The 19,131-nt window shown below is 60.7% G+C and carries 18 protein-coding genes; 2 read left to right on the top strand and 16 right to left on the bottom strand.

Going from position 1 to position 19,131, the window contains the following annotated elements; all coding sequences use genetic code 11:
• Window positions 1–34: 34 nt before the first annotated feature.
• The 11 genes from gspD to gspE are packed head-to-tail and all read right to left on the bottom strand — an operon-like array spanning window position 35 to window position 9,901.
• Entirely contained in the window at window positions 35–2,287 is a 2,253-nt protein-coding gene (gene gspD / locus PSH79_RS13995) for a type II secretion system secretin GspD (protein ID WP_305437838.1), read from the bottom strand.
• On the bottom strand, window positions 2,284–2,799 hold the full coding sequence (locus PSH79_RS14000) for a hypothetical protein (RefSeq protein WP_305437839.1): 516 nt from the start codon (window positions 2,797–2,799) through the stop codon (window positions 2,284–2,286). The genes gspD and PSH79_RS14000 overlap by 4 nt, the downstream gene beginning before the upstream one ends.
• Entirely contained in the window at window positions 2,796–3,407 is a 612-nt protein-coding gene (gene gspM, locus PSH79_RS14005) for a type II secretion system protein GspM (protein WP_305437840.1), read from the bottom strand. The genes PSH79_RS14000 and gspM overlap by 4 nt, the downstream gene beginning before the upstream one ends.
• Entirely contained in the window at window positions 3,397–4,440 is a 1,044-nt protein-coding gene (locus PSH79_RS14010; RefSeq protein ID WP_305437841.1) for a type II secretion system protein GspL, read from the bottom strand. Before PSH79_RS14010 ends, gspM begins: the two co-directional genes overlap by 11 nt.
• Window positions 4,437–5,159, bottom strand: a complete 723-nt coding sequence (locus PSH79_RS14015; protein ID WP_305437842.1) for a type II secretion system protein GspK — start codon at window positions 5,157–5,159, stop codon at window positions 4,437–4,439. The genes PSH79_RS14010 and PSH79_RS14015 overlap by 4 nt, the downstream gene beginning before the upstream one ends.
• Window positions 5,156–5,764, bottom strand: coding sequence for a prepilin-type N-terminal cleavage/methylation domain-containing protein (locus PSH79_RS14020; protein ID WP_305437844.1), 609 nt, complete (start codon window positions 5,762–5,764; stop codon window positions 5,156–5,158). The genes PSH79_RS14015 and PSH79_RS14020 overlap by 4 nt, the downstream gene beginning before the upstream one ends.
• Window positions 5,761–6,096, bottom strand: a complete 336-nt coding sequence (locus PSH79_RS14025; RefSeq protein WP_305443965.1) for a hypothetical protein — start codon at window positions 6,094–6,096, stop codon at window positions 5,761–5,763. Before PSH79_RS14025 ends, PSH79_RS14020 begins: the two co-directional genes overlap by 4 nt.
• 29 nt (window positions 6,097–6,125) lie before the next feature.
• Complete coding sequence (locus tag PSH79_RS14030) at window positions 6,126–6,563, bottom strand: GspH/FimT family pseudopilin (protein ID WP_305437845.1); 438 nt, start codon at window positions 6,561–6,563, stop codon at window positions 6,126–6,128.
• Window positions 6,564–6,565: 2 nt separating this feature from the next.
• Window positions 6,566–6,991 (bottom strand): type II secretion system major pseudopilin GspG, encoded by a 426-nt coding sequence (gspG, locus tag PSH79_RS14035; RefSeq protein ID WP_305437846.1) that lies wholly within the window; start codon window positions 6,989–6,991, stop codon window positions 6,566–6,568.
• A gap of 10 nt (window positions 6,992–7,001) precedes the next feature.
• Window positions 7,002–8,204 (bottom strand): type II secretion system inner membrane protein GspF, encoded by a 1,203-nt coding sequence (gene gspF, locus PSH79_RS14040; protein ID WP_305437848.1) that lies wholly within the window; start codon window positions 8,202–8,204, stop codon window positions 7,002–7,004.
• A 2-nt stretch (window positions 8,205–8,206) separates the two neighbouring features.
• Complete coding sequence (gene gspE / locus PSH79_RS14045) at window positions 8,207–9,901, bottom strand: type II secretion system ATPase GspE (protein ID WP_305437849.1); 1,695 nt, start codon at window positions 9,899–9,901, stop codon at window positions 8,207–8,209.
• Between the two features lie 562 nt (window positions 9,902–10,463).
• On the opposite strand from gspE, the gene PSH79_RS14050 reads away from it, so the two are divergent.
• Together PSH79_RS14050 and PSH79_RS14055 are read left to right on the top strand one after the other, a co-directional pair.
• A complete protein-coding gene (locus PSH79_RS14050; RefSeq protein ID WP_305443967.1) occupies window positions 10,464–10,709 on the top strand; it encodes a hypothetical protein in 246 nt (81 codons plus the stop codon).
• Complete coding sequence (locus PSH79_RS14055) at window positions 10,706–13,432, top strand: glycoside hydrolase family 3 protein (protein WP_305437850.1); 2,727 nt, start codon at window positions 10,706–10,708, stop codon at window positions 13,430–13,432. Before PSH79_RS14050 ends, PSH79_RS14055 begins: the two co-directional genes overlap by 4 nt.
• Window positions 13,433–13,446: 14 nt before the next feature.
• On the opposite strand, the gene PSH79_RS14060 is transcribed toward PSH79_RS14055, so the two are convergent.
• The 5 genes from PSH79_RS14060 to PSH79_RS14080 form a co-directional block, all read right to left on the bottom strand.
• The gene (locus tag PSH79_RS14060) at window positions 13,447–14,109 is read right to left on the bottom strand and encodes a TetR/AcrR family transcriptional regulator (RefSeq protein WP_305437852.1); all 663 of its coding nucleotides are present in this window, start codon (window positions 14,107–14,109) and stop codon (window positions 13,447–13,449) included.
• A 62-nt stretch (window positions 14,110–14,171) separates the two neighbouring features.
• Window positions 14,172–15,527, bottom strand: a complete 1,356-nt coding sequence (locus PSH79_RS14065) for an MATE family efflux transporter (RefSeq protein WP_370872662.1) — start codon at window positions 15,525–15,527, stop codon at window positions 14,172–14,174.
• Between the two features lie 125 nt (window positions 15,528–15,652).
• Window positions 15,653–17,296 carry an arylsulfatase gene (locus PSH79_RS14070; protein WP_305437855.1) on the bottom strand — a complete coding sequence of 548 codons (1,644 nt, stop codon included), beginning with the start codon at window positions 17,294–17,296 and terminating at the stop codon, window positions 15,653–15,655.
• Between the two features lie 51 nt (window positions 17,297–17,347).
• Window positions 17,348–18,139, bottom strand: coding sequence for a cyclase family protein (locus tag PSH79_RS14075; protein ID WP_305437856.1), 792 nt, complete (start codon window positions 18,137–18,139; stop codon window positions 17,348–17,350).
• Window positions 18,120–19,121, bottom strand: coding sequence for an NAD-dependent epimerase/dehydratase family protein (locus tag PSH79_RS14080; RefSeq protein WP_305437858.1), 1,002 nt, complete (start codon window positions 19,119–19,121; stop codon window positions 18,120–18,122). The genes PSH79_RS14075 and PSH79_RS14080 overlap by 20 nt, the downstream gene beginning before the upstream one ends.
• Window positions 19,122–19,131 lie beyond the last annotated feature (10 nt).

The raw sequence follows: 19,131 nt of genomic DNA on the forward strand, positions 1-19,131 counted from the left end.
GACGTGTTGCGGCCAGTACGTGGGGAGTGGCCCGTTACTTAAGCAGTTGCATTTGCTGACGATACTCGTCGGTCACCTGCCGTGCCTGACTGGCACTGGTCACAACCCGTGGGGTGATCAACACGATCAACTCGGTTCGGTCGCGGGACTTGGAGGTATTGCCGAACAGCCATTTCAGCCCCGGGATGCGCGACAAACCCGGCACGCTGGAGGTCGATTCGGCGTTGTCTTGCTTGATCAGACCGCCCAGCAGCACCGTCTGCCCGCTTTGTACGGCGATTTGCGTGGACACCGAGCGAGTCGAAATGCGCGGATTGGGTTGCGTTGTGGTCACGTTGCTCGTATCGGCGTCACTGACCTGTTGCTGGATGTCCATGTACACCAGACCGCCCGGATTGATCCGCGGTACCACATCGAGGATCACCCCCGTCTGCACATACTCCACGCTGCTCAACGTGGTGTCGGAGTTGCTCGTGTTAACGGTCGTCTGGCTGATGGGAATGTTGTCACCCACCTGGATCTGCGCTTGCTGATTGTTCATTACCACCAACGACGGCGCCGATAACACCTGAGTGCGACCGTTGGTTTCAAGTGCATGCAGCGCCACTTGCAGGTTGTTGCTGACGAAGGAATAGAACAGCGAATCGGCCGCGCCCAGCCCTGCCCCACCCGCACCAAGCGCGCCTTGATTGCCGCTGGTGTTGGCGACCGTCGTGCTCGATGAATTGCCGGCCAGTTTGCCCAAGTACCACTGCACACCAAGATCCAGTTCGCCGGTCAGTTTGACCTCGAGGATTCGCGTCTCGATCTGCACTTGCAGCGGCAGATTGTCCAGACGCTTGATGGCCGATTCGATCTCTTTCCACTGCGCCGGACGGGTGCGTACCAATAATTGGTTGGTGCTTTTCTGCGCGGTGATGCGCACGCTTTGTTCCAGACTTTGCGCGGCAGATTGGCCGCCGGACTCGGCGGCTTCGCCGGTTTCGCTGTCGGTCAGTTCACCGCCGGATGCATCCTCCTCGGTTTCTTCTTCCTCAGCGGTCGATTGCGCGCGATTGTTTCCTGCGCCCAAACCTGCAGACGCTTGTGATGTGCCACTGGAAAGCCCATTGCCGCTGCCATTGAGTGAGGACAGCGAGGTGGTGCGCAAACCTGGGGCGACTTTAGCGGCCGCGTCCTCCTTGATGGCGCCGTTGCCATAGATCTGACGCAGGTATTTGGCCAGATCCGAGGCTTTCATATTGCGCACGTCGTAGACGTACATCTGTGGCTCGTTGCCGCCGCCCTCGTCGATGGTCGCGATCCAGTCGCCGACTTCCTGCAAATACGCCGGCTGCGATGAGATGGCGACGATGGAGTTGGTGCGCTCGTTGGGCATGAACTTGACCATGCTCGCCAACGGAATGCCGCTGTCAGGCCCGAACAGCTTCTGCAGTTGCGGCATCAACTCGGCAACCGATGCCCGTTGCAAGCCGTAAACGCCGATCGACATGCCCTTGAGCCAGTCGACGTCGAAAGTATCGATGGTGTCCTGATAGTTGGCCAGTTCATCCGGGGTGCCGGCCAGGCTCAGCACGTTGCGCGCCGGATCCACCAGCAGAAATGCGTTTTCCCGGGCGAAGGGTTTGAGCAGTTTCTGCATCTCCGTGGCGGAGATGTAGCGCAGCGGAAACAGTCGCGCCGTCAGACCGGTCGAAGGCCGGGCGACCGGCATTTCCGGAACCAGTTTGCCGGCCACGGCCTGGTTCGACGGCAGAATCACGTAGCGGCTGCCTTGGCGGATCATCGCGTTGTCAGTCCAGGACAACAGAGTTTCCAGAATTGAGAGGGCTTGCTGCTTGTTCACCGGTTGGGAGGTAGAGAAACTCACATTGCCTTTGACGCCTTGGGCGATGCTGTAGTTTTCGTGCAGCAAATCGCCCATGACGCTGTTGATCACCGCTTCGATCGGCTGATCGGTGAAGTTGAAGACGATGTCCCCACTTGGCTCAGCGCCCGCCTTTGCGCTGGCGGCAGGCGCCGCTGGACGCACGAAACTCTGGTTGCCGCGGATGATCTGCCGACGCGCCGGTGCGACAGCTGCGGGCGCTGATGAGGCGGGCGTATTGTCGGGCGCATCTACCACAGGCGCGCGTTGCGAACCGGTACCGTTGAGTGCTTCCTGCATCAGGGCCGGGTCATTTTGTGTTGACGGCGGTGTGGACGCACAACCCGCCAGAGCCACGGCGGTGGCAAGACAGATCAACGGGCTGCGCAAACGAAGGATTTCAGGAAAGCAATTGTTCATGGTCTCGGTACATTTGGAAGAGTGATGACGGGAGCCGTCGATGGCGGCGGAAGGCGTAGCACGGGCAGGCTTAATTGACGGGTCTGGCCCCGGTACATGAAAGTGGCTTGCAGCGGGCTGAGTTCGGTGAGAACCCAGCCGTTATCCAGTGCTTTGCCGAGCGCGACTTTGAGCGTGCGTTGGTTGGCCAGGCGCAACAGCGCCCACTGCGCCTGGCCATCAATGACCACGCCGGTGAGCACGACGCCTTGCAGCGCCGCAGTTTCGCCTTTGCCGGTGACGAGGTCGGGTTTGCGCTCAGGACTGAAAATCGATTGTTGCCAGCTCAGGCCAAGCTCCTGCGCAGTCAGCGTTGGCAGTGGCTGGGGCTCGGCTTTGGCCGGGCGTTCACGAGGCGCATCGACGGGCAGCCAGTGTTCAGCACGCCCCGCACCCAGTATCAGTGAAACAAACACGGCGCCCAGCGCAGCGGCGACGGCCATCAGGATCAGATTTCCACGTTCAACCCTCATGCTTCAGGCTCCTTGCCGGCGGCCGGTTGCAGATAACCGCGCAACAGCAGATTCACCTGCAAGCGACCGGCACCTCCGCTGGCTGGCGCGGAGGTCTGGCGACGGATGCTCAAGTGGTCGACGAACAGAAACGGCTGAGCGTATTCCAGATCGTGTAACAGACCGGTCAGCGGCTCCATGGCGCACTCGAGGGTGAGGCTGACTTTGACCTGGCGATAGGGCTCGGCACTGTTTTGTTCTGGCGTGATCGGCATGCGCTGCGTGACCTGGCACCCGGGCCCTTGATCGGCGTGTGTCTTGACCAGATCAAGACTGCGCTGCATCAGGTCGGCGGCCACGCCGCTGGGGTCGGTACCGGGCAGCAGACTGCTGCGGCTGGCCGGATCACGCCGTGCCTCTTGCAACTGTTGTTGCAGGGCCGCGCGCTGCTGCAATGCGCCGGCATAACGCTGCTGCTGTTCGCGCAGGCTGTCGGCCTGGCTTTCGATCTCTGTCAGTGGGCCGAGAAACCAGCTCTGCACCAATACCCACCAAGCCGCCCACACGGCCAGAGCCAGCACGATCAGCGCCGCGCCGCGACGTTCACGCGCCGTCAATTCACGACGCATCGGTGTGCTCCTTGCGCAACTGCGCGCGCAATGAAAAGCGCTCCTTGCCGGTCTGTTCGTCGGGCTGAATGATCCCCTGGAACTGCGCATCGCTCAGGGTTCGGCAGTCTTTGGCGCGACCGATCAAGGCACTGGCCTTGGCGCTCTGGCCGCTGATCGAGACGCCGCCGTCTTCGCTGATATCCAGTTGCTCGACCCAGGTATCGGCACCCAGACATCCGGTGAGATCCAGCAGTACGCTGGAGACCGTGGGCTGTGCGGTCTTGCGTTGCGCCAGATAGCGGGCGGCGCCTTGGGTGTTGATCAGTTCACGACGCAGGTTTTGCAGCGCCTGCACTTGCTCGCGTTGTTGATCGACAGCGTCTTGCATGGCCTCGACCCGAGCGGAGCGAACGTCCAGCCACATCAGCATGCAGGCCAATAACAAACCGACGCAGGTCACCGCCAAATAGCGCGGCAAGTAGCTGCGAGTGGCGCCCTGGCGTTTGTATTCATCAGGCAACAGGTCGACGCCGAGGGGTTCGCCGTCGGCGCTCCGACAGTCTATGGCGTGCAAGTGCAGGCCGCGCTCCTCGCACTGGTCGAGGACGGTTTGCAGACGCTCGAGCAAAATCGCCACCAACAGCACCTTCGCCATGCTTTTCCCGCGGCTTTGCACGCGCGTGACAAAGTGCATGTGCTCGCGCGGGAACGGCGTGTACTTGTCCAGTTCGAAACCAACCACGCTGCGCAACTCGCGTGTCGCGCTGAGCGGCAGATCCAGCGGTTGCGCCAGAACCATCGTGTCAGGCAAAAGCAGCACCACCCGCTCGTCCTCGGCCCCCGGCAGCACATCCGCCAGCGGCCAACTCAACAGGCGCTCGCGGCTGCGCGGCAGCCAACCGTTCTGTACGCGGGCCGGCAATACGCTGCGCAGTTCCTGCAACCACGCCTGCCACAAACGCTGGGCGAGACTACCGCGCCACTGGCTTTGCCAGCGGGCATGGAGCTGCGCCAATCGCCCAACCAGAGGCTGTGAAATCAATTGCTTCATTCGTGCCAGCGCAAGACCCGGTAAGGTCGTGCCCCCTCCTTCGATGGATTCAATAACAACGTGACGCGAAGCGTCGTGGTGTAACCGCCGGGCAAGGTCGCCCGGCTTTTCAGGGTAATGATCGATCCGGCTGCCATAACGCTCGGGCGTGCCCGTGGCAGGTTCAGCGTCCGTTGTAGCCAGGGCGCCGCGAAGCGCGGATCCGGTGCGGGCAAACCGCTCCACAACGTCACGTAGGGTGCCGCCCGCTGATACAGCGCTTGGCTCATACCGGGTATCTCGCGCAATTCCTCGACCATTCGCAGCGGCGTCTGATCATCGCCGCGACGCTGCTCCACGGCCTGCGCCAGTTGCCTGGCTTCGCCGGGGGCCGCGCCGCAAGCCTGTAACAGCCGGGCGATCAGCTCGGCGGGGGCAGCATTAAGATCGACCTGGCCCTGCTCGCTGCGCAGGCTGACCGCCACTTCGGCATCATCGAAACGCATTGCGTGCACTTGCCTGTCGGCCTGCCAGTGGCGTTGCGGATCGCGGTCGAGTTGGGCCAACACGGCCATGCCAATGCCCGCCTCGGCGGCCAGTTGTCCCTGTAAATGCTGGCGTTGCCAAAGCGCCTGGCGGTTCTGCAAATGCACCCACCCGACCAGACCGGCGAGCAAAGTGCCGAGCAACGCCAACACCCACAGCACCAGCAGGAGCGCGACACCGCGCTGACGGTTCATGGCGCGCTGTTCTCGCCGGACAAATCCAGGCGCAGGCGAATGATTTGCAGCGGCCAGACAATCGCCCCGCCCAGTTGCACGTCGATGCGCACCGCGCGCGGCAAACGTCCGGGCCAGGGCCAATGATCCAGCCACTCGCTGGATTTCCCCTCGGGTGACAGGCCCCGGTAACTCACTCGCACAGCTTTTACCTGCTGCAACAGCACTTGCGGTTCTCTCGCCGGCTGCAAGGTTTCGCCCTGCAAACGCTGGACACTTACCTGTAAACGTCCGTCCACCAGGTTCACTTCATGCCGATACAAACCACCGCCCAGGGTCGCGGGCAACGGCGCATAGAAACTCAGGCTCTGGCCGTCACCCTGAAAGATTGGCGAGCCGGCTTGCCCAGGTTTGCCCGCCGCCAGCGGCAGCGCCTGACCGATGGCGCTGCGCAGAAAATTCTGCGTCGAGCGCACTTCGTCCAGACGACTGCCATAACGCTCAGCCTTGGCCATGGCCCGATTGGCGCCGGCTATCGCCGCGCCGATCAACGTCAGCAACACGCCCAGCAGGCTGATCACCACCAGCACTTCCAGCAGGGTGAAGCCACGCTGGTTGCGCCTCATCGCGCCGCTCCCGTGCCTGCACTTCGTACCTGCAACGTGCTGTAGCGGGCGTGCCTTTGGCCATCGTTGACTTGCACATCCAGCCGATAGGCATTGGCCGATCCGTTATCGCCGGGCGCAAGACTCACCTCCATCTGCCAGCGCACCCCGCTCCACTCGCCGCTGCTGCGCCCGACTTGCAAGGCGCGATCACTGGCGTCGTCGATCAGCGAACGCGCGACCAGACTCAAACGGTCGCTGCGCTGGACTTGCTGCAAGGCCCGAGCACCATTACCAAACGCGACGACCAACACGCTGCTGCACACCGCCAGCACGGCCAGCGCGGCGAGCATTTCCAGCAGGGTGAACCCGCGCTGGCGGTTCAATTGAGTGCGCGCAGCTGAACGCTGCCCGTCAGCCAGTTGATGTCGATCCGCCAACGCTTGTCGTTGCGCGACACCATCAGGTGCCCGCCGCTGGCACTGCCATCGGGATAGAACTCGTACGCCGCGCCGAGTCCTTCGGCGGTCACCAGTTGCAGATGCATGTCCTGCGGCAACGTGTGGGGCTTATGGTCGGGGCCGTGAAAGCGCGCCTTGCGCAGATCGAAACGCGCCTGTGCCGGTTGGCCGGTGACAATGGCTTGCACTCGCGCCGCGCGCAGCGACTGCACCAATTGCGTCAACGCCTGACGTTCTTTGGCAGATTGCAGGCCCTTGCCCACACCGAAGCTGATCAAACCGATACTGGTGCCGATCAGTACGATCACCACCAGCAGTTCGATCAAGGTGAAGCCGCGCGAGCGCTGCAAGGCGTGCACGGTTATTCCCAGTTGCCGAGGTCGGCTTTGTAGCCGTCACCGCCGGGCTGGCCGTCCTGTCCATAGAAAATCAGGTCGAAACTGCCGTGCTCGCCCGGGTACCGATAGCCGAACGCATGGCCGAACGGATCCTTGAGATCCGAAGGCTTGGCGTAAGGCCCAGCCCAACCGACCGCATTGGCCGGTTTGGTCAGCAATTGCTGCAAGTTGCCCGGCGGGCTGCCGACGTCGAGGCCGAAGCTTTCGACCTTCATGCTCAGACTGGACAGTTGCGCCTTGCCGGCGCCGTACTTGCCCTTGTCGACGTTACCGCCGACCTGGCGCACCACGATGGTAGCGACGATGCCGAGCAAGACGATCACGGCGAGCATTTCCAACAGGGTGAAACCGCCTTGGCGACGACGGGCGGCAGCGTTTGAACGGGACATGTTTTCTTCCTCAAATGTTACTGGTAAGGCTCATCAGCGGCAGCATGATGGCGAGCATGATCACCGCGACCAGCACGGCCATGACCACGGTCAGACTGGGCACCAGGGCAGCCAGTAAACGGTCGATGCCGCGTTTGGCCTCGACATCGAACACCTCGGCGACCTTGAGCAACATCGCGTCGAGGTTGCCGGCCTGTTCACCGACTTCGATCATTTGCAGGGCGAGTTCCGGCAGCAGCGGTTGCTCGCCGAACGCCTGCGCTAGCGTGCCGCCACCCTTGACCCGCTGCGTGGCTTGCTCGACATGGGCGCGCAACGCGTGGTTGCCGCACACCTCGCGGACAATGATCATCGCTTGCAACAGTGCCACCCCGTTGCTCAGCAACGTCCCCAGCGTGCGCGCCAGCCGCGCCGCCTCGACGCGCTGCAACAGAGGGCCGATGACTTTGATAAACAACACGCGATGGTCATGGCGTTGGCGGCGCTGCGGATCGCGGCGCGCAACGGCGATGCCCCATACCGTAATCACTATGGCGGCCAGTACTGACAGGCCATAGGCACTGAGAAACTCACCCAAGACGAGAATGGTCTGGGTGATCAGAGGAATCGGCACGCCGAGGTCACGAAAGATCGGCACGAACTGCGGCACCACATAGGCCAGCAGCAACGCCAGTGAGCCCAGCACACCCACGACAAGAAAGGCCGGATAGATCAGCGCATTGATGACTTCCCCGCGCAGGGTCTGACTGCGTTCCAGATAGTCGGCAAGCTGGTGCAAGGTGTTCTCCAGCGAACCGCCCGCCTCACCTGCGCGCACCATGCTGATGTACAAGCTGGAAAACTGACCGTGCTCCTCTTCCAGCGCCTGGCTCAACGGCTTGCCGGCCTTGACCTGTTCGCGCACTCGCTCAAGCAATGATCGGCGACGCGGTTCAGTGGCCTGTTTGAGCAAAATGCCCAAGGAGCGTTCCAGCGGTTGGCCGGCGCCCAGCAGCGTTGCCAGTTGCTGGGTGAAACTGACCAACGCGGCGCCATTCATGGCGCCACGTCGCAAAGAACCCGTCAGGCCGGCGCCGGCGCAGGCTTCGAGGCTGAGTAACAACAAACCGCGTTTTTGCAGTGCAGCGATGGCGCAGGCTTCATCGGCGGCTTTCAGACTGCCCTGTCGAGAGACGCCGTCAGCATCCAGCGCGCGGTACTTGAAATGGCTCATGGTCAGTCGCCGCGCGTGACGCGCAGCACCTCGTCAAGTGAGGTGATGCCGGCCACCGCCTGACGCAAGCCTTCTTCATACAAAGTGCGCAGGCCGCCGCGCCGGGCGGCCTGCTCAAGGGTCTCGGCATCGGCCTGACGCATCAGCAACGAGCGCAGTTCTTCGTTCATCACCAGCAGTTCGGTGATGGCGCTGCGACCGTGATAACCGCCACCGGCCGAAGCGGTATCCGGGCGGTAAAGCAAAATCGGCCGCTGCTCGGTGAACCGCTGCAGACCGTGCTCAGCGATCATTTCTGGCGGTGCTTCGAAAGCAATCCGCGTCTGCGGATCGAGGCGTCGCACCAGGCGTTGGGCAAGAATGCCTTTAACGGTGGACGCAATCAGGTAGCTCTCGACACCCATGTCCAGCAGCCGTGTGATACTCGCCGCCGCGCTGTTGGTATGCAGGGTCGAGAGCACAAGGTGGCCGGTCAACGAACTCTGGATGGCGATACGACAAGTCTCCAGATCGCGCATTTCACCGATCATGATCACGTCCGGATCCTGGCGCACGATGGAGCGCAGCGCGTTAGCGAAGTCCAGGCCAATCGCCGGTTTGACCTGAATCTGGTTGATGCCTTCAAGCTGATATTCGACCGGGTCTTCGACGGTAATGATCTTGCGCTCGGCCGTATTGAGCCGGGACAGCGCGGTGTACAGGGTTGTGGTTTTGCCGGAACCGGTGGGGCCGGTCACCAGCAAAATGCCGTGTGGACTTTCGAGCACGTCGAGGAAGCTTTTCAGCCGATCACCGTCCATGCCGAGGCTGGGGAAATCGAAGCTCACCGTGCGCCGATCCAACAGGCGCATCACCACCGACTCGCCGAAACTGGTGGGCACCGTCGAGACACGCAAATCGAGCTCTTTGCCCTGAATGCGCAGCATGATGCGACCGTCCTGGGGCAAACGCCGCTCGGCGATGTCGAGCCGCGCCATGATCTTCAGACGCGAAATGATCGCGGCGGATGAACTCGACGGTGGCGCCTCGGCTTCATGCAAGACTCCGTCGATGCGGTAGCGCACCTTGAGCTGGCTTTCGAAGGGTTCGATATGAATATCCGACGCCCGCTGCTCCACAGCACATTGCAGAATCAGGTTGACCAGGCGAATCACTGGCGCCTCGGAGGCCAGATCCTTGAGGTGCTCGATGTCGTCTTCGGCGCCGCTGTTTTCGTCCAGCGATTCGATCAGCGCATCCATGGCGCTGCGGCCCTGGCCGTAAAGGCGTTCGATCAGCGTGTTGACATCGGCGGCCGTGGCCACGCGCAACGTAACGGTTTTTCCTGCGCAATAGCCCATCGCATCCAGAGCGTATTGCGTGAGCGGAGGACAGGCCATGACGGTCACGGTTGCGGTATCACTCGCCACCGCGACAACACCGTGATGACGCAGAAACCGTTCGCTGCCGATCATCAACGGCTCGATGTCCCAAGAGGTTTCGTCGAGTTGCAGGCGCGGTACGCCCAGCAACGTCGCGTAAGCCTCGACCGCCTGATCATCACGCACACTGCCCAGACGCAGCAGATTGCGCAGCACCTCCTCATCGCTATCACTTTCTGCCAGGCACAGTTTGCGTGCGCGATTGACGTCCGAGGCCTTGACCTCGGCGTTGTCGACTAACCACTGGCATATTGCAGATTGCGAAGGAAGTTGCATCAAGCTGATTAATATCTCTTGGGCGCAAGTAACTAACGACAAAAAACAACGAAGCGCCGACAGACGTTTCGTCGTTAAACCGTTAATTGACTGATCTATAACGCGCACATTGTCAAAGTGGGTGCTGACATATTTAACGAGCATTCACCGGGTGTTGTTCCACCCCATGAAGATCAAATGAAAAAGGCGGAAAAGTGACTGCCCGGAAAGCTTACCAGAGCGCTAAACCTAATTGCAACTAGGTTTAGCGCTTGATTTTATTTTGCTCTAGATCACATAAAAACGCTGTTTTCAGGCGAATCTGCATCAGATATCGGCATTTTATTAACGTATTTCTATCGAATAACGCCATCAATAGCAAAAACCTATCAATTTGCCAGCATCCTAAATAACACCCGAACGTCGCTTTTCATTGCATCAACTTCCATTCCTGAAAAATAATTTTGCGAGCATTGAACTTTCATGTGCATGCTTCGGACTTATGTGCGACTACAACATTGCAAGTTGCAATCGTGCAATAACGACTCTTCCACAAACCGAGAATTGATCGATGCTTCGAATCATGTCGCCCGTTATGGGCGCAATACTTTTGTGCGCGCAAAGTTTACCCGCCATGGCGGCGGATTCTTCTTCCTCGTCAGCGGATGGCGGCAATGCTGAACATCAGCTCCGTGAACAGATCGAGGCCAAACGCGATCAGCTCACCGGCGCCGCCAACCTGGCACCCGCCACGCAAACCGGCGTTGCCACGATGCTTGATGCTCCCCTGGAAACCAGTGACGCCCCGGCGCAGGTGCAACAACCATGATCCCGAACAACACCAACAGGACTTTCGCCTTGTCAGCCTTTAAACAGACCCTTGGCCTGAGCGTACTGACCTTCAGCATTGTTCAAGCCAACCTGGCGCTCGCCGCCGTCACGCCTGCTACCGGTAACGAAGTCGAAGCCCGCGTCAGTTCGATCCTGGACAACATGAACCTGTCCGAAAAGATCAACTTCACTCGCGTCAACGACGGTCACATGATCCCTTCCCTGCTCAAGTGGGGCATCAAGGGCACCACCGCGTACGACTCGGCGATGGGCGTGCACGTCAACAACGCCACCTTCGGCGCGCAGTACCCGTCGCAGTCGGCACTCGCAGCGACCTGGAGCATCAACCGCGCCAAGGAGTTCGGCCTGGCGATCGGCTATGAAACCAGGATCTCCGGCGGCCAGCAGATGTTATCCCCGGGCGTGAACCTCTACCGCACACCGTTCAATGGTCGCTCGGCGGAATACGTCAGCGGCGAAGATCCATTCCTCGGCGCAGTACTCGCTCCAGCCATCGTCAACGCGATCCAGGCTCAAGGCATCCAGGCCAGCGGCAAGCACTACCTGGCCAACGAACAGGAAGCCAACCGCCAGGCGGTGAACATCGTCGCCGACGAACGTACCCTGCGCGAGATGTACTTGCCGGGCTTCGAATCGATGGTCAAGAACTCGAACGTCGCCTCGATCATGTGTGCTTTCAACAAGATCAACGGCGACTACGCCTGCGAAAACCATCACCTGATCACTGAGGTGCTCAAGGGTGAATGGGGCTATCAGGGCACCGTGATCAGCGATTTCAACGCCATTCATAATGCGTTCAAAGGCGCTTGGGCAGGCACCGACATCGACATGCCGTCTGGCCTGCAATTCACCGAAGCCAACCTGATGCCGTACGTGTGGAGCGGCCAACTGACCCAGAACGTCATCGACGACAAGGTCAAGCGCAACCTGCGTGCCGTGGTCAGCTACGACTTCCAGGAAAACCTCAACACCGCCAAGACTCTCGACCATCCCGAGTACGGTGCACGCGCAGCGCTGAACACCGCGCGTGAGGCGATCGTCCTGCTGCGCAACGAGAAAACCAGCGCCGGCACCCCACTGCTGCCACTGGCCAAAACCGCCAAAGTCGCCGTCATTGGTGACTGGGCAAACCAGGCGCCGGCATCGCCGTTCGGTACCGCCAACGCGCCGCCGAACAGCTACGTGACAGAGTTGAGCGGCTTGCAGCAACTGGCCTCCAGCAGTTCGGATGTCACGTATCTGTCCGAGATGAGCCTGAATCCGAAGAGCTCGGTGTGGTATCAGCCGTCGACCGGCAGCAGCGACGTCAGCAACTCCGGCGTCAAGGCAGAGTACTTCGCCAACACCAGTTTCTCCGGGACCCCGGCGCAAACCCGCGTTGAGCCAGGCGTCAACTTCAACTGGACCACCAGCACCAACGAAACCAGCAGCGGCACCACCACGGTTTCTGGTTTCAGCCCGACGGCGGGCAACTTCTCGGCGCGGTTCACCGCGAAGATCAAGCCAGTGGTTTCCGGTCCTCAGGTCTTCAAGATTCGCGCGGATGGCCCGTACAAGCTGTGGGTCAACGATGAACTCGTGGTACAGAGCGACGGTGTGCCGTACTCCTCCGACGTGGTCAATGCGCTGACTACATCCGGCAAGACCGCCAAACTGGTCGCCGGCAAGCAATACACCGTCAAGCTCGAGTACCAACGCGTGCAGGGCAACTTCACTCCGGCAATGGGCGGTCTGGCCGGTGTGCAAATGAGCTGGGCGGCGCTTCGTCCACCGGCGGATTTGTCTAAATACGATGCCGTCGTGGTGGCAGCAGGCACCAACTATGAAAACGAAGGCGAAGGTTCCGACCGCGATTATGAACTGCCAGATCAACAGGCTGAACTGATCAAGCAAGTCGCCAAGGCCAACCCCAACACCATCGTCGTGATGCACGGCGGCGGCGTGGCGGATATGCAGCCATGGGCGAAGAAAGTAGGCGCCACACTGCAAGCCTGGTTCCCGGGTCAGCAAGGTGGTCAGGCCTTGGCCGAGATCATCTACGGCAAGGTCAACCCGTCGGGCAAACTGCCGGTGACCATCGACAAGAAGATCGAGGACAACCCGAGCTACGCCTCCTACCCGGATCCAGCGGCTTATCGCGGCGATAACGCCCTGACCGAGATGACCTACAGCGAAGGCCTGTACCTGGGCTATCGCGGCTACGACAAAAAACACACCAAGCCGCTCTATCCGTTCGGTTATGGCCTGTCCTACACCACGTTTGGCTACAGCGATCTGAAGTTGTCGAGCAATGTGATGACGCCTGGCGCCACGGTTGACGTCAAGTTCACCGTGACCAACAAAGGCGACAAGGCCGGTTTCGAAGTGGCGCAGTTGTATGTGCAACCGGTAAACCCGGCGGTCGACCGTCCGGAGAAGGAACTGAAGGGTTTTACCAAGGTGTATCTGCAACCTGGCGAGAGCAAGACCGTCAGCATCCCGCTCGATTCGCGCTCGTTGGCTTATTACGTGGATAACACCGCCAGCTGGAACGTCGATGCCGGCAAGTTCAAGATCCGCGTCGGCACCGACTCAGAGGATCTGGCCCTGAGCCAGACGCTGATCACGCTGTACCCGGAGCAACTGACCACCCGCGACAGCAACCCGCTGCCAGTGCCACTGCGCAACGCCGTGCAAGTGACGGCTTCGCAAACGTACTGACCGTTACATGAGGCTCAGGGATGAGCCTTTTCCTCAGTTTTCAAATCAGCCGCCAGACGGCGCAGATAGACGTCAAAAACGCTCAGCACGTCGACTTCGGCCCGCCCTCTCAGCCATTGGATTTGCAGCCCGTCCATCATCGAGAAAATCTCCTGGGCGAGCGCTTTCACGTCCACATCCTGGCGAATCTCCCCCATTTCCTGAAGTGACCCGAGATGCGCCTGGGCATGCCCATGCACCCTGTCGAACTTGTCCTTGTACCAGGGAAACGCCGGGTGCTTTTCTGACAGGCTTTCGGTGTTGATCATCACTGAAGCTTGGCACTCGCCAGCGTCCTCGACGCTGAAACTCATGCTCAAGCGCAGAAACTGCAAAAACCCTTCCAGCGTCGGCGCGGTGGCCAGATCACCGAACCGGGCTATCACCCTTTCATCGCGACGATCAAGCAGCGCCCGCAGCAGCGCTACCTTGTTGGGAAAATGATGGAGCAAGCCGACCGTGGTGATGCCGGCGATATCGGCGACATCACGCATCGAAGCGCCCAGATAACCATCCCGGGCAAAGACTTCGGTGGCTGCATCGAGCAGCGCCATGCGGCGCATTTCGCCCTTCGGCGCGCGTCGACGCTTGGGGCTCTGCGCATCCGCCGATTCGTTTTGAGTGTCCATGACTGCCATAAAATTCCGTTGAAAATGTGCCCGCCGTCACTGCCTGTTCCGGCTGCGGCGAATGTGTTGGTTCAATGCAAATGCAGCGCCTGTGTCCGCAGGGCAAAGAATCGCCGCGATACAAACGACGCCGTCACGATCGCGGCGATGGCCACCAGAGTATTACCGGCCCACATGCCGATCAACGCGCCGCTGCCACCGAAACCATGGACGCCGACGTACACGAACGGCAGGGTTCCCAGGGTGCCGCGAATCCAGCCGAACAGCGGCACCCACCACGCGCGATTCATCGTCAGGAACATCGACTGGGCGACAAAATCCAGACCGAAGACAATCCACAACCCGGCGCCGATCTGACAGAACGCCATGAACAGCGCTCGGCCCGCGTCGACCAGATGGAAATAATCGGCGATCCAAGGCCCCGCCAACGCCAGGCAAGCCCACAGCGCCACACCATAAAGGACGACACAGCGGCGGGTAAAGACCACAATCGCATTGACCCGGTCATCACGCCCCGCCCCCAGGTTCTGCGCGACTACTGGCACCAACGCCCCCGGCAGGGCGAAGAACACACAGTAGCCCAACTGCAAAATACGATCGACCACCGCCATGCCGGCCAGTGCCGATGTACCCACGCCCGCCATCACCACCATCAAATAGGTGATGCCCACGGGCATGGCCAGATTGCCCAGCATCGCTGGGAGCGCTACACGCGCCGTTCGCCCCGTGTGCAGCGCCAGTAACCTGAGATTGATCAGCGCCGACAAACCGATGTGGCGCTTGACCAGCACCAGACCGAGGATCAACGACACGCTCGCCGCCAGCAGGCAGGAAACACCGGCGCCTTCCAGGCCCATGTCCAGGCCGAAAATAAACAGCGGATCGGCCACCGCCAATGTCCCCGCCCCTGCCAGCAATACGCTGAGCGCCAGCCTGACGTGCCCTTGCGCACGGAGCATTTGCACGCACATCTGTGTGGCGGCGATCAGAATGCTTGAGGGCACCACTGCCCACAGATATAGCCGTGCATTCTGGTAAACCGCCAGATCCCCACCGAGCCAACGAGCCAGCGGCTGCGCGAAAAGCAGCTCCAGCAAGACAATCGTGGTCGATAGCACCAGCGCCATGATCAGCATGTGGCTGGTGAGTCGCGCCAGCGACCTGGAAGCATGTCGACCGATACGCTCGGAAAGCAACGCGCCGGCACCGATCACCAGTCCAGAGGAAAAAGCACTGTTGATGAACATCAACGTCTTGCCCAACCCCACGGCGGCCAGCAGGTTTTGATCGTCGAGCATCGACACGTACATCAGCGTCAGGATGTCGACCAGGAAAACCGCGAGCAAACCCAGTGCGCTGGTGCTTGCCATGCTCAATACATGTCTGCCGACGGGTCCCTCCGTGAACCTGGCATGGTAAGTGGTCATGTTGATGTTCGAATGTTCCAGGCGGGACGGCGTGGCGCAGATGATACGAGGGGCAGTCGGCGTATGCCAGAAGATGTCCTGCCGTGCGATGAAGCGCACGGCAGGTGGTCAGTCAGCAGGCGGGATCAGTGCGGCGGGAATACTACGCCAACCCGCTTGGCGTAGCCTTTCCAGGCGTCCTTCAACCGCTCAAGCGTCTGCGGTTGAGTCGCCGCAAGGTCGGTGGTTTCCCCTCGATCCTGCGCCACATCGAACAACTGCCATTGCAGCGGCTGCGGGTTATCGCCAAAGCCTGCTTGAGGTCGCATGCCCAGCAGCTTGAGGTTGCCCTCGCGGTAGTAGGCATTGCCAAACAGTTCACCGGCGAGGCTGCCGTCAGTGTGCGGGCTGCCCTTGCCGGCGAGCATCGACAGCAGCGATTTGCCGGTGATCGGATGTTTGTCGGCCTCTGTCGGTGGGGCGATTCCGGCCAGCGCGAGAAAAGTCGGCGCCAGATCATCGACCCGGGCAATACCACGCTCTACCCCCTGACGCCGCAGTGATTTGGGCATCTGCAGGATCGCCGGCACGCTGATGCCACCTTCGGCAGTGGTGCCCTTGAACAAGTGAAACGGCGCGGCGCTGACCTCGGCCCAGCGCAGGCCGTAGTCGATCTGCGACCCCGCTCGACCGAGGTTGGCGTAGCGGTTATCGGTGCGCGGACCCGGCGGATAGAACTGCGCATGATTTTCAGCGGCGGCGCCGTTGTCCGACATGAACACGATCAGCGTGTTGTCGTATTGGCCACTCGCGCGCAGGTAATCGATCAAACGGCCGATGTTGTGATCGAGGTTGTCGACCATGGCCGCGTAGATTTCCATCTTGCGCGCTTCATTGCGTTGCTGCTCAGGACTCATTTGCTGCCAGCCCGGCAGTTTTGGATTGGCGGCCAGTGGTTGTGCTGGCTGGGCGTCCCGCGGCATGACGCCAAGGTTTTTCATTCGCTCGATACGCGCCAGGCGCACGCTGTCATAGCCTTGATCAAAACGGCCGTGGTATTTGTCCAGATACGCTTTTGGCGCCTGTAAAGGCCAGTGCGGCGCGGTGTAAGCGGCGTAGGCAAAAAACGGTTTACCGTCCTTTTTACTGTTTTGCAGATAATCGATCAGCTTGTCGGTGTAGAAGTCGCTGGAGTAAAAATCGTCCGGCAACTCCACGGCTTTACCGTTTTCACGGTAGTGCACTTGCTCGATCTTCGATGGCTCAACCGTCGACGGCTTGAAGTGTGCAGCGCCACCTTCCAGCAGCGTGAACGATTGCTGGAACCCACGTTGATCCGGGCCCTGATCCGCCTCCAGGCCCAGGTGCCATTTGCCGACCATCAACGTGTTGTAACCGCCCGCCGCGAGCAACTGGGCAATCGAATAGGAACGCTGATTCAGATAGCCCTCGTAACCCGGTTTGCCGCGCTGAAATGGCTGCAGCGCTTCGGCCATGGTGCCTAGCCCGGCAAGGTGATTGTCGGTGCCGGACATCAGCATCGAACGTGTGATCGAACAGGTCGGCGCGGCGTACATGCTGGTGAACTGCAAGCCCTCGCGAGCGAGGGAATCCAGGCTGGGCGTGTTGATTTCGCCGCCAAAACTGCCAAGGTCGGAGTAACCCAGGTCGTCCGCGACGATCAGCAGGATGTTCGGTGGCGTCGACTGCGCAGTAGCAGCCATCGCCAGGCTGCTGCCCAGCGTCAGCGCACCCATCAACAACGTCAAAGGCATTCGTGGAAAAGGCATGTTTTCTCTCTTGTTATGTTCGATGGACAACCCCCGGGCAGCTGCTGGCGTTTATTCCTCGAAGATCGCCACCGCGCGAACGAACCCGGCCGACGCGTGCTTGATTTTGTAGGGGAAACACGACACCACGAAGCCATTGGCCGGCAGGGCTTCAAGATTGGCCAGTTTTTCCATCTGTCCGTAGCCGATATCACGCCCGGCCTTGTGCCCTTCCCAGATGATCGACGCATCCCCGTCGGCGGCGAAACGCTCGCGGGTGTACTTGAACGGCGCGTCCCAACTCCAGGCGTCGGTGCCGACGACCCGCACACCGCGCTCCAGCAAATACATCGTGGCCTCACGTCCGATGCCAACGCCAGCATCAAGATAGCCGGGCTGACCGAACAATGCGCCGGCACGGGTATTGATCAACACGATATCCAATGGCTGCAAAACATGATCGATACGCAAAAGCTCCGCTTCAATTTCTTCGGCAGTCACCACATGCCCGTCAGGCATGTGCCGGAAATCCAGTTTGACCCCCGGTTGCAAGCACCAGTCCAGCGGTAATTCGTCGATGCCAAACGCCGGTTGGCCGCCATCGGTGGTCGATGCGTAATGCCACGGCGCGTCCATGTGCGTACCGCTGTGGGTGGTGATTTGCAGACGCTCGGCCGCCCATGATTCGTTGCCCGGCATTTGTTCCAGTTGCAGCCCGGGAAACATCGCGGCCATTTCTGGCCAGCCCTGCTGGTGATCCATGTAGTCAATTTTCGGCAACAGCGGTGGCGGATCGGTGTAAGGGTTATTGTCGAGGGTGACCGAGAGGTCGACCAGGCGACGCTTAGGCTTGGCTGGCTGCATGAAGGGAGTCTCCAGTAATCGATAAATGCCGAGGGGCGGCGGGGTTCAACGAATTGCGGATCAGCGCGGTGGCGTTGCCGTCATGGCTGAAACCGGCGGCACGCGCCTGTGGGGTTTTCAGCGGTGGCAGACGCCCGAACAGCGCTTCCAGTTGGCTATCGGGGACGTGAGTGATCAGGCTGCGGCGTTCCTGCCCGTAACTCGCCGCGAGGGCATCGACCACCTGGGCAATCGACAGATGCAGCACCGGCAATTGCCACACCCTTTGTGATTGAAGTTCGTATTGATCCAGTTCAGCGGCGTGAATCAGGTTGTTCACGCAGCAGCGCGCCGACATCCACCAGGCTGTTGCCTCGGTGGAAACCGGGCAACGATAGGGCTCGCCCTCGGCAAAGGCGCGCAGCAAGTCACTCATGAAGGCCGAGCGCAAACCGTTGGGTTCACGCGGGCGGGCAACGATGCCGGGCAGGCGCAGTGCGCGGCCGTCCACTTCGCCGCGTCGGGCAAGGTCGACAATGACGCTTTCGACCATCGCCTTATGCGTGCCGTAGGACAGTTCCGGATGCAGCGATGCCTGCTCATTCATGCGCATCGGCAATCCGCCGCCATAGACCGCGACACTGCTGGCGTAGACCAGCACCGGAGGCAGGGGTTTGTTACGCAGCTGATCGAGCAGTTCCAGGCTCGCTAACAGGTTGACCTGATAACCCAGCGCGTACTGCTCCTCTGCCGCGCCACCGGCGATGCTCGCCAGGTGAAAAACCACATCGACGCCATCGGCCAGCACTCGCCGCATCAGCGCCGCGTCGGTAATGTTGCCGCGATGGCGGCGCAAACGCGGATCATCCGCCAGGCCTTGCAAGTCAGTGTCCAGCACCAGCAACGAAGCAATGATCCGGCCGCGCAAGCTTCCCCTCGCCAGCAGACAGCGCACCAACTCGCGGCCGACAAAGCCATTGGCTCCGGTTATCAACACACGCATATGCCGCTCC

The sequence above is a fragment of the Pseudomonas sp. FP2196 genome, assembly GCF_030687715.1.
Lineage (GTDB): Bacteria > Pseudomonadota > Gammaproteobacteria > Pseudomonadales > Pseudomonadaceae > Aquipseudomonas.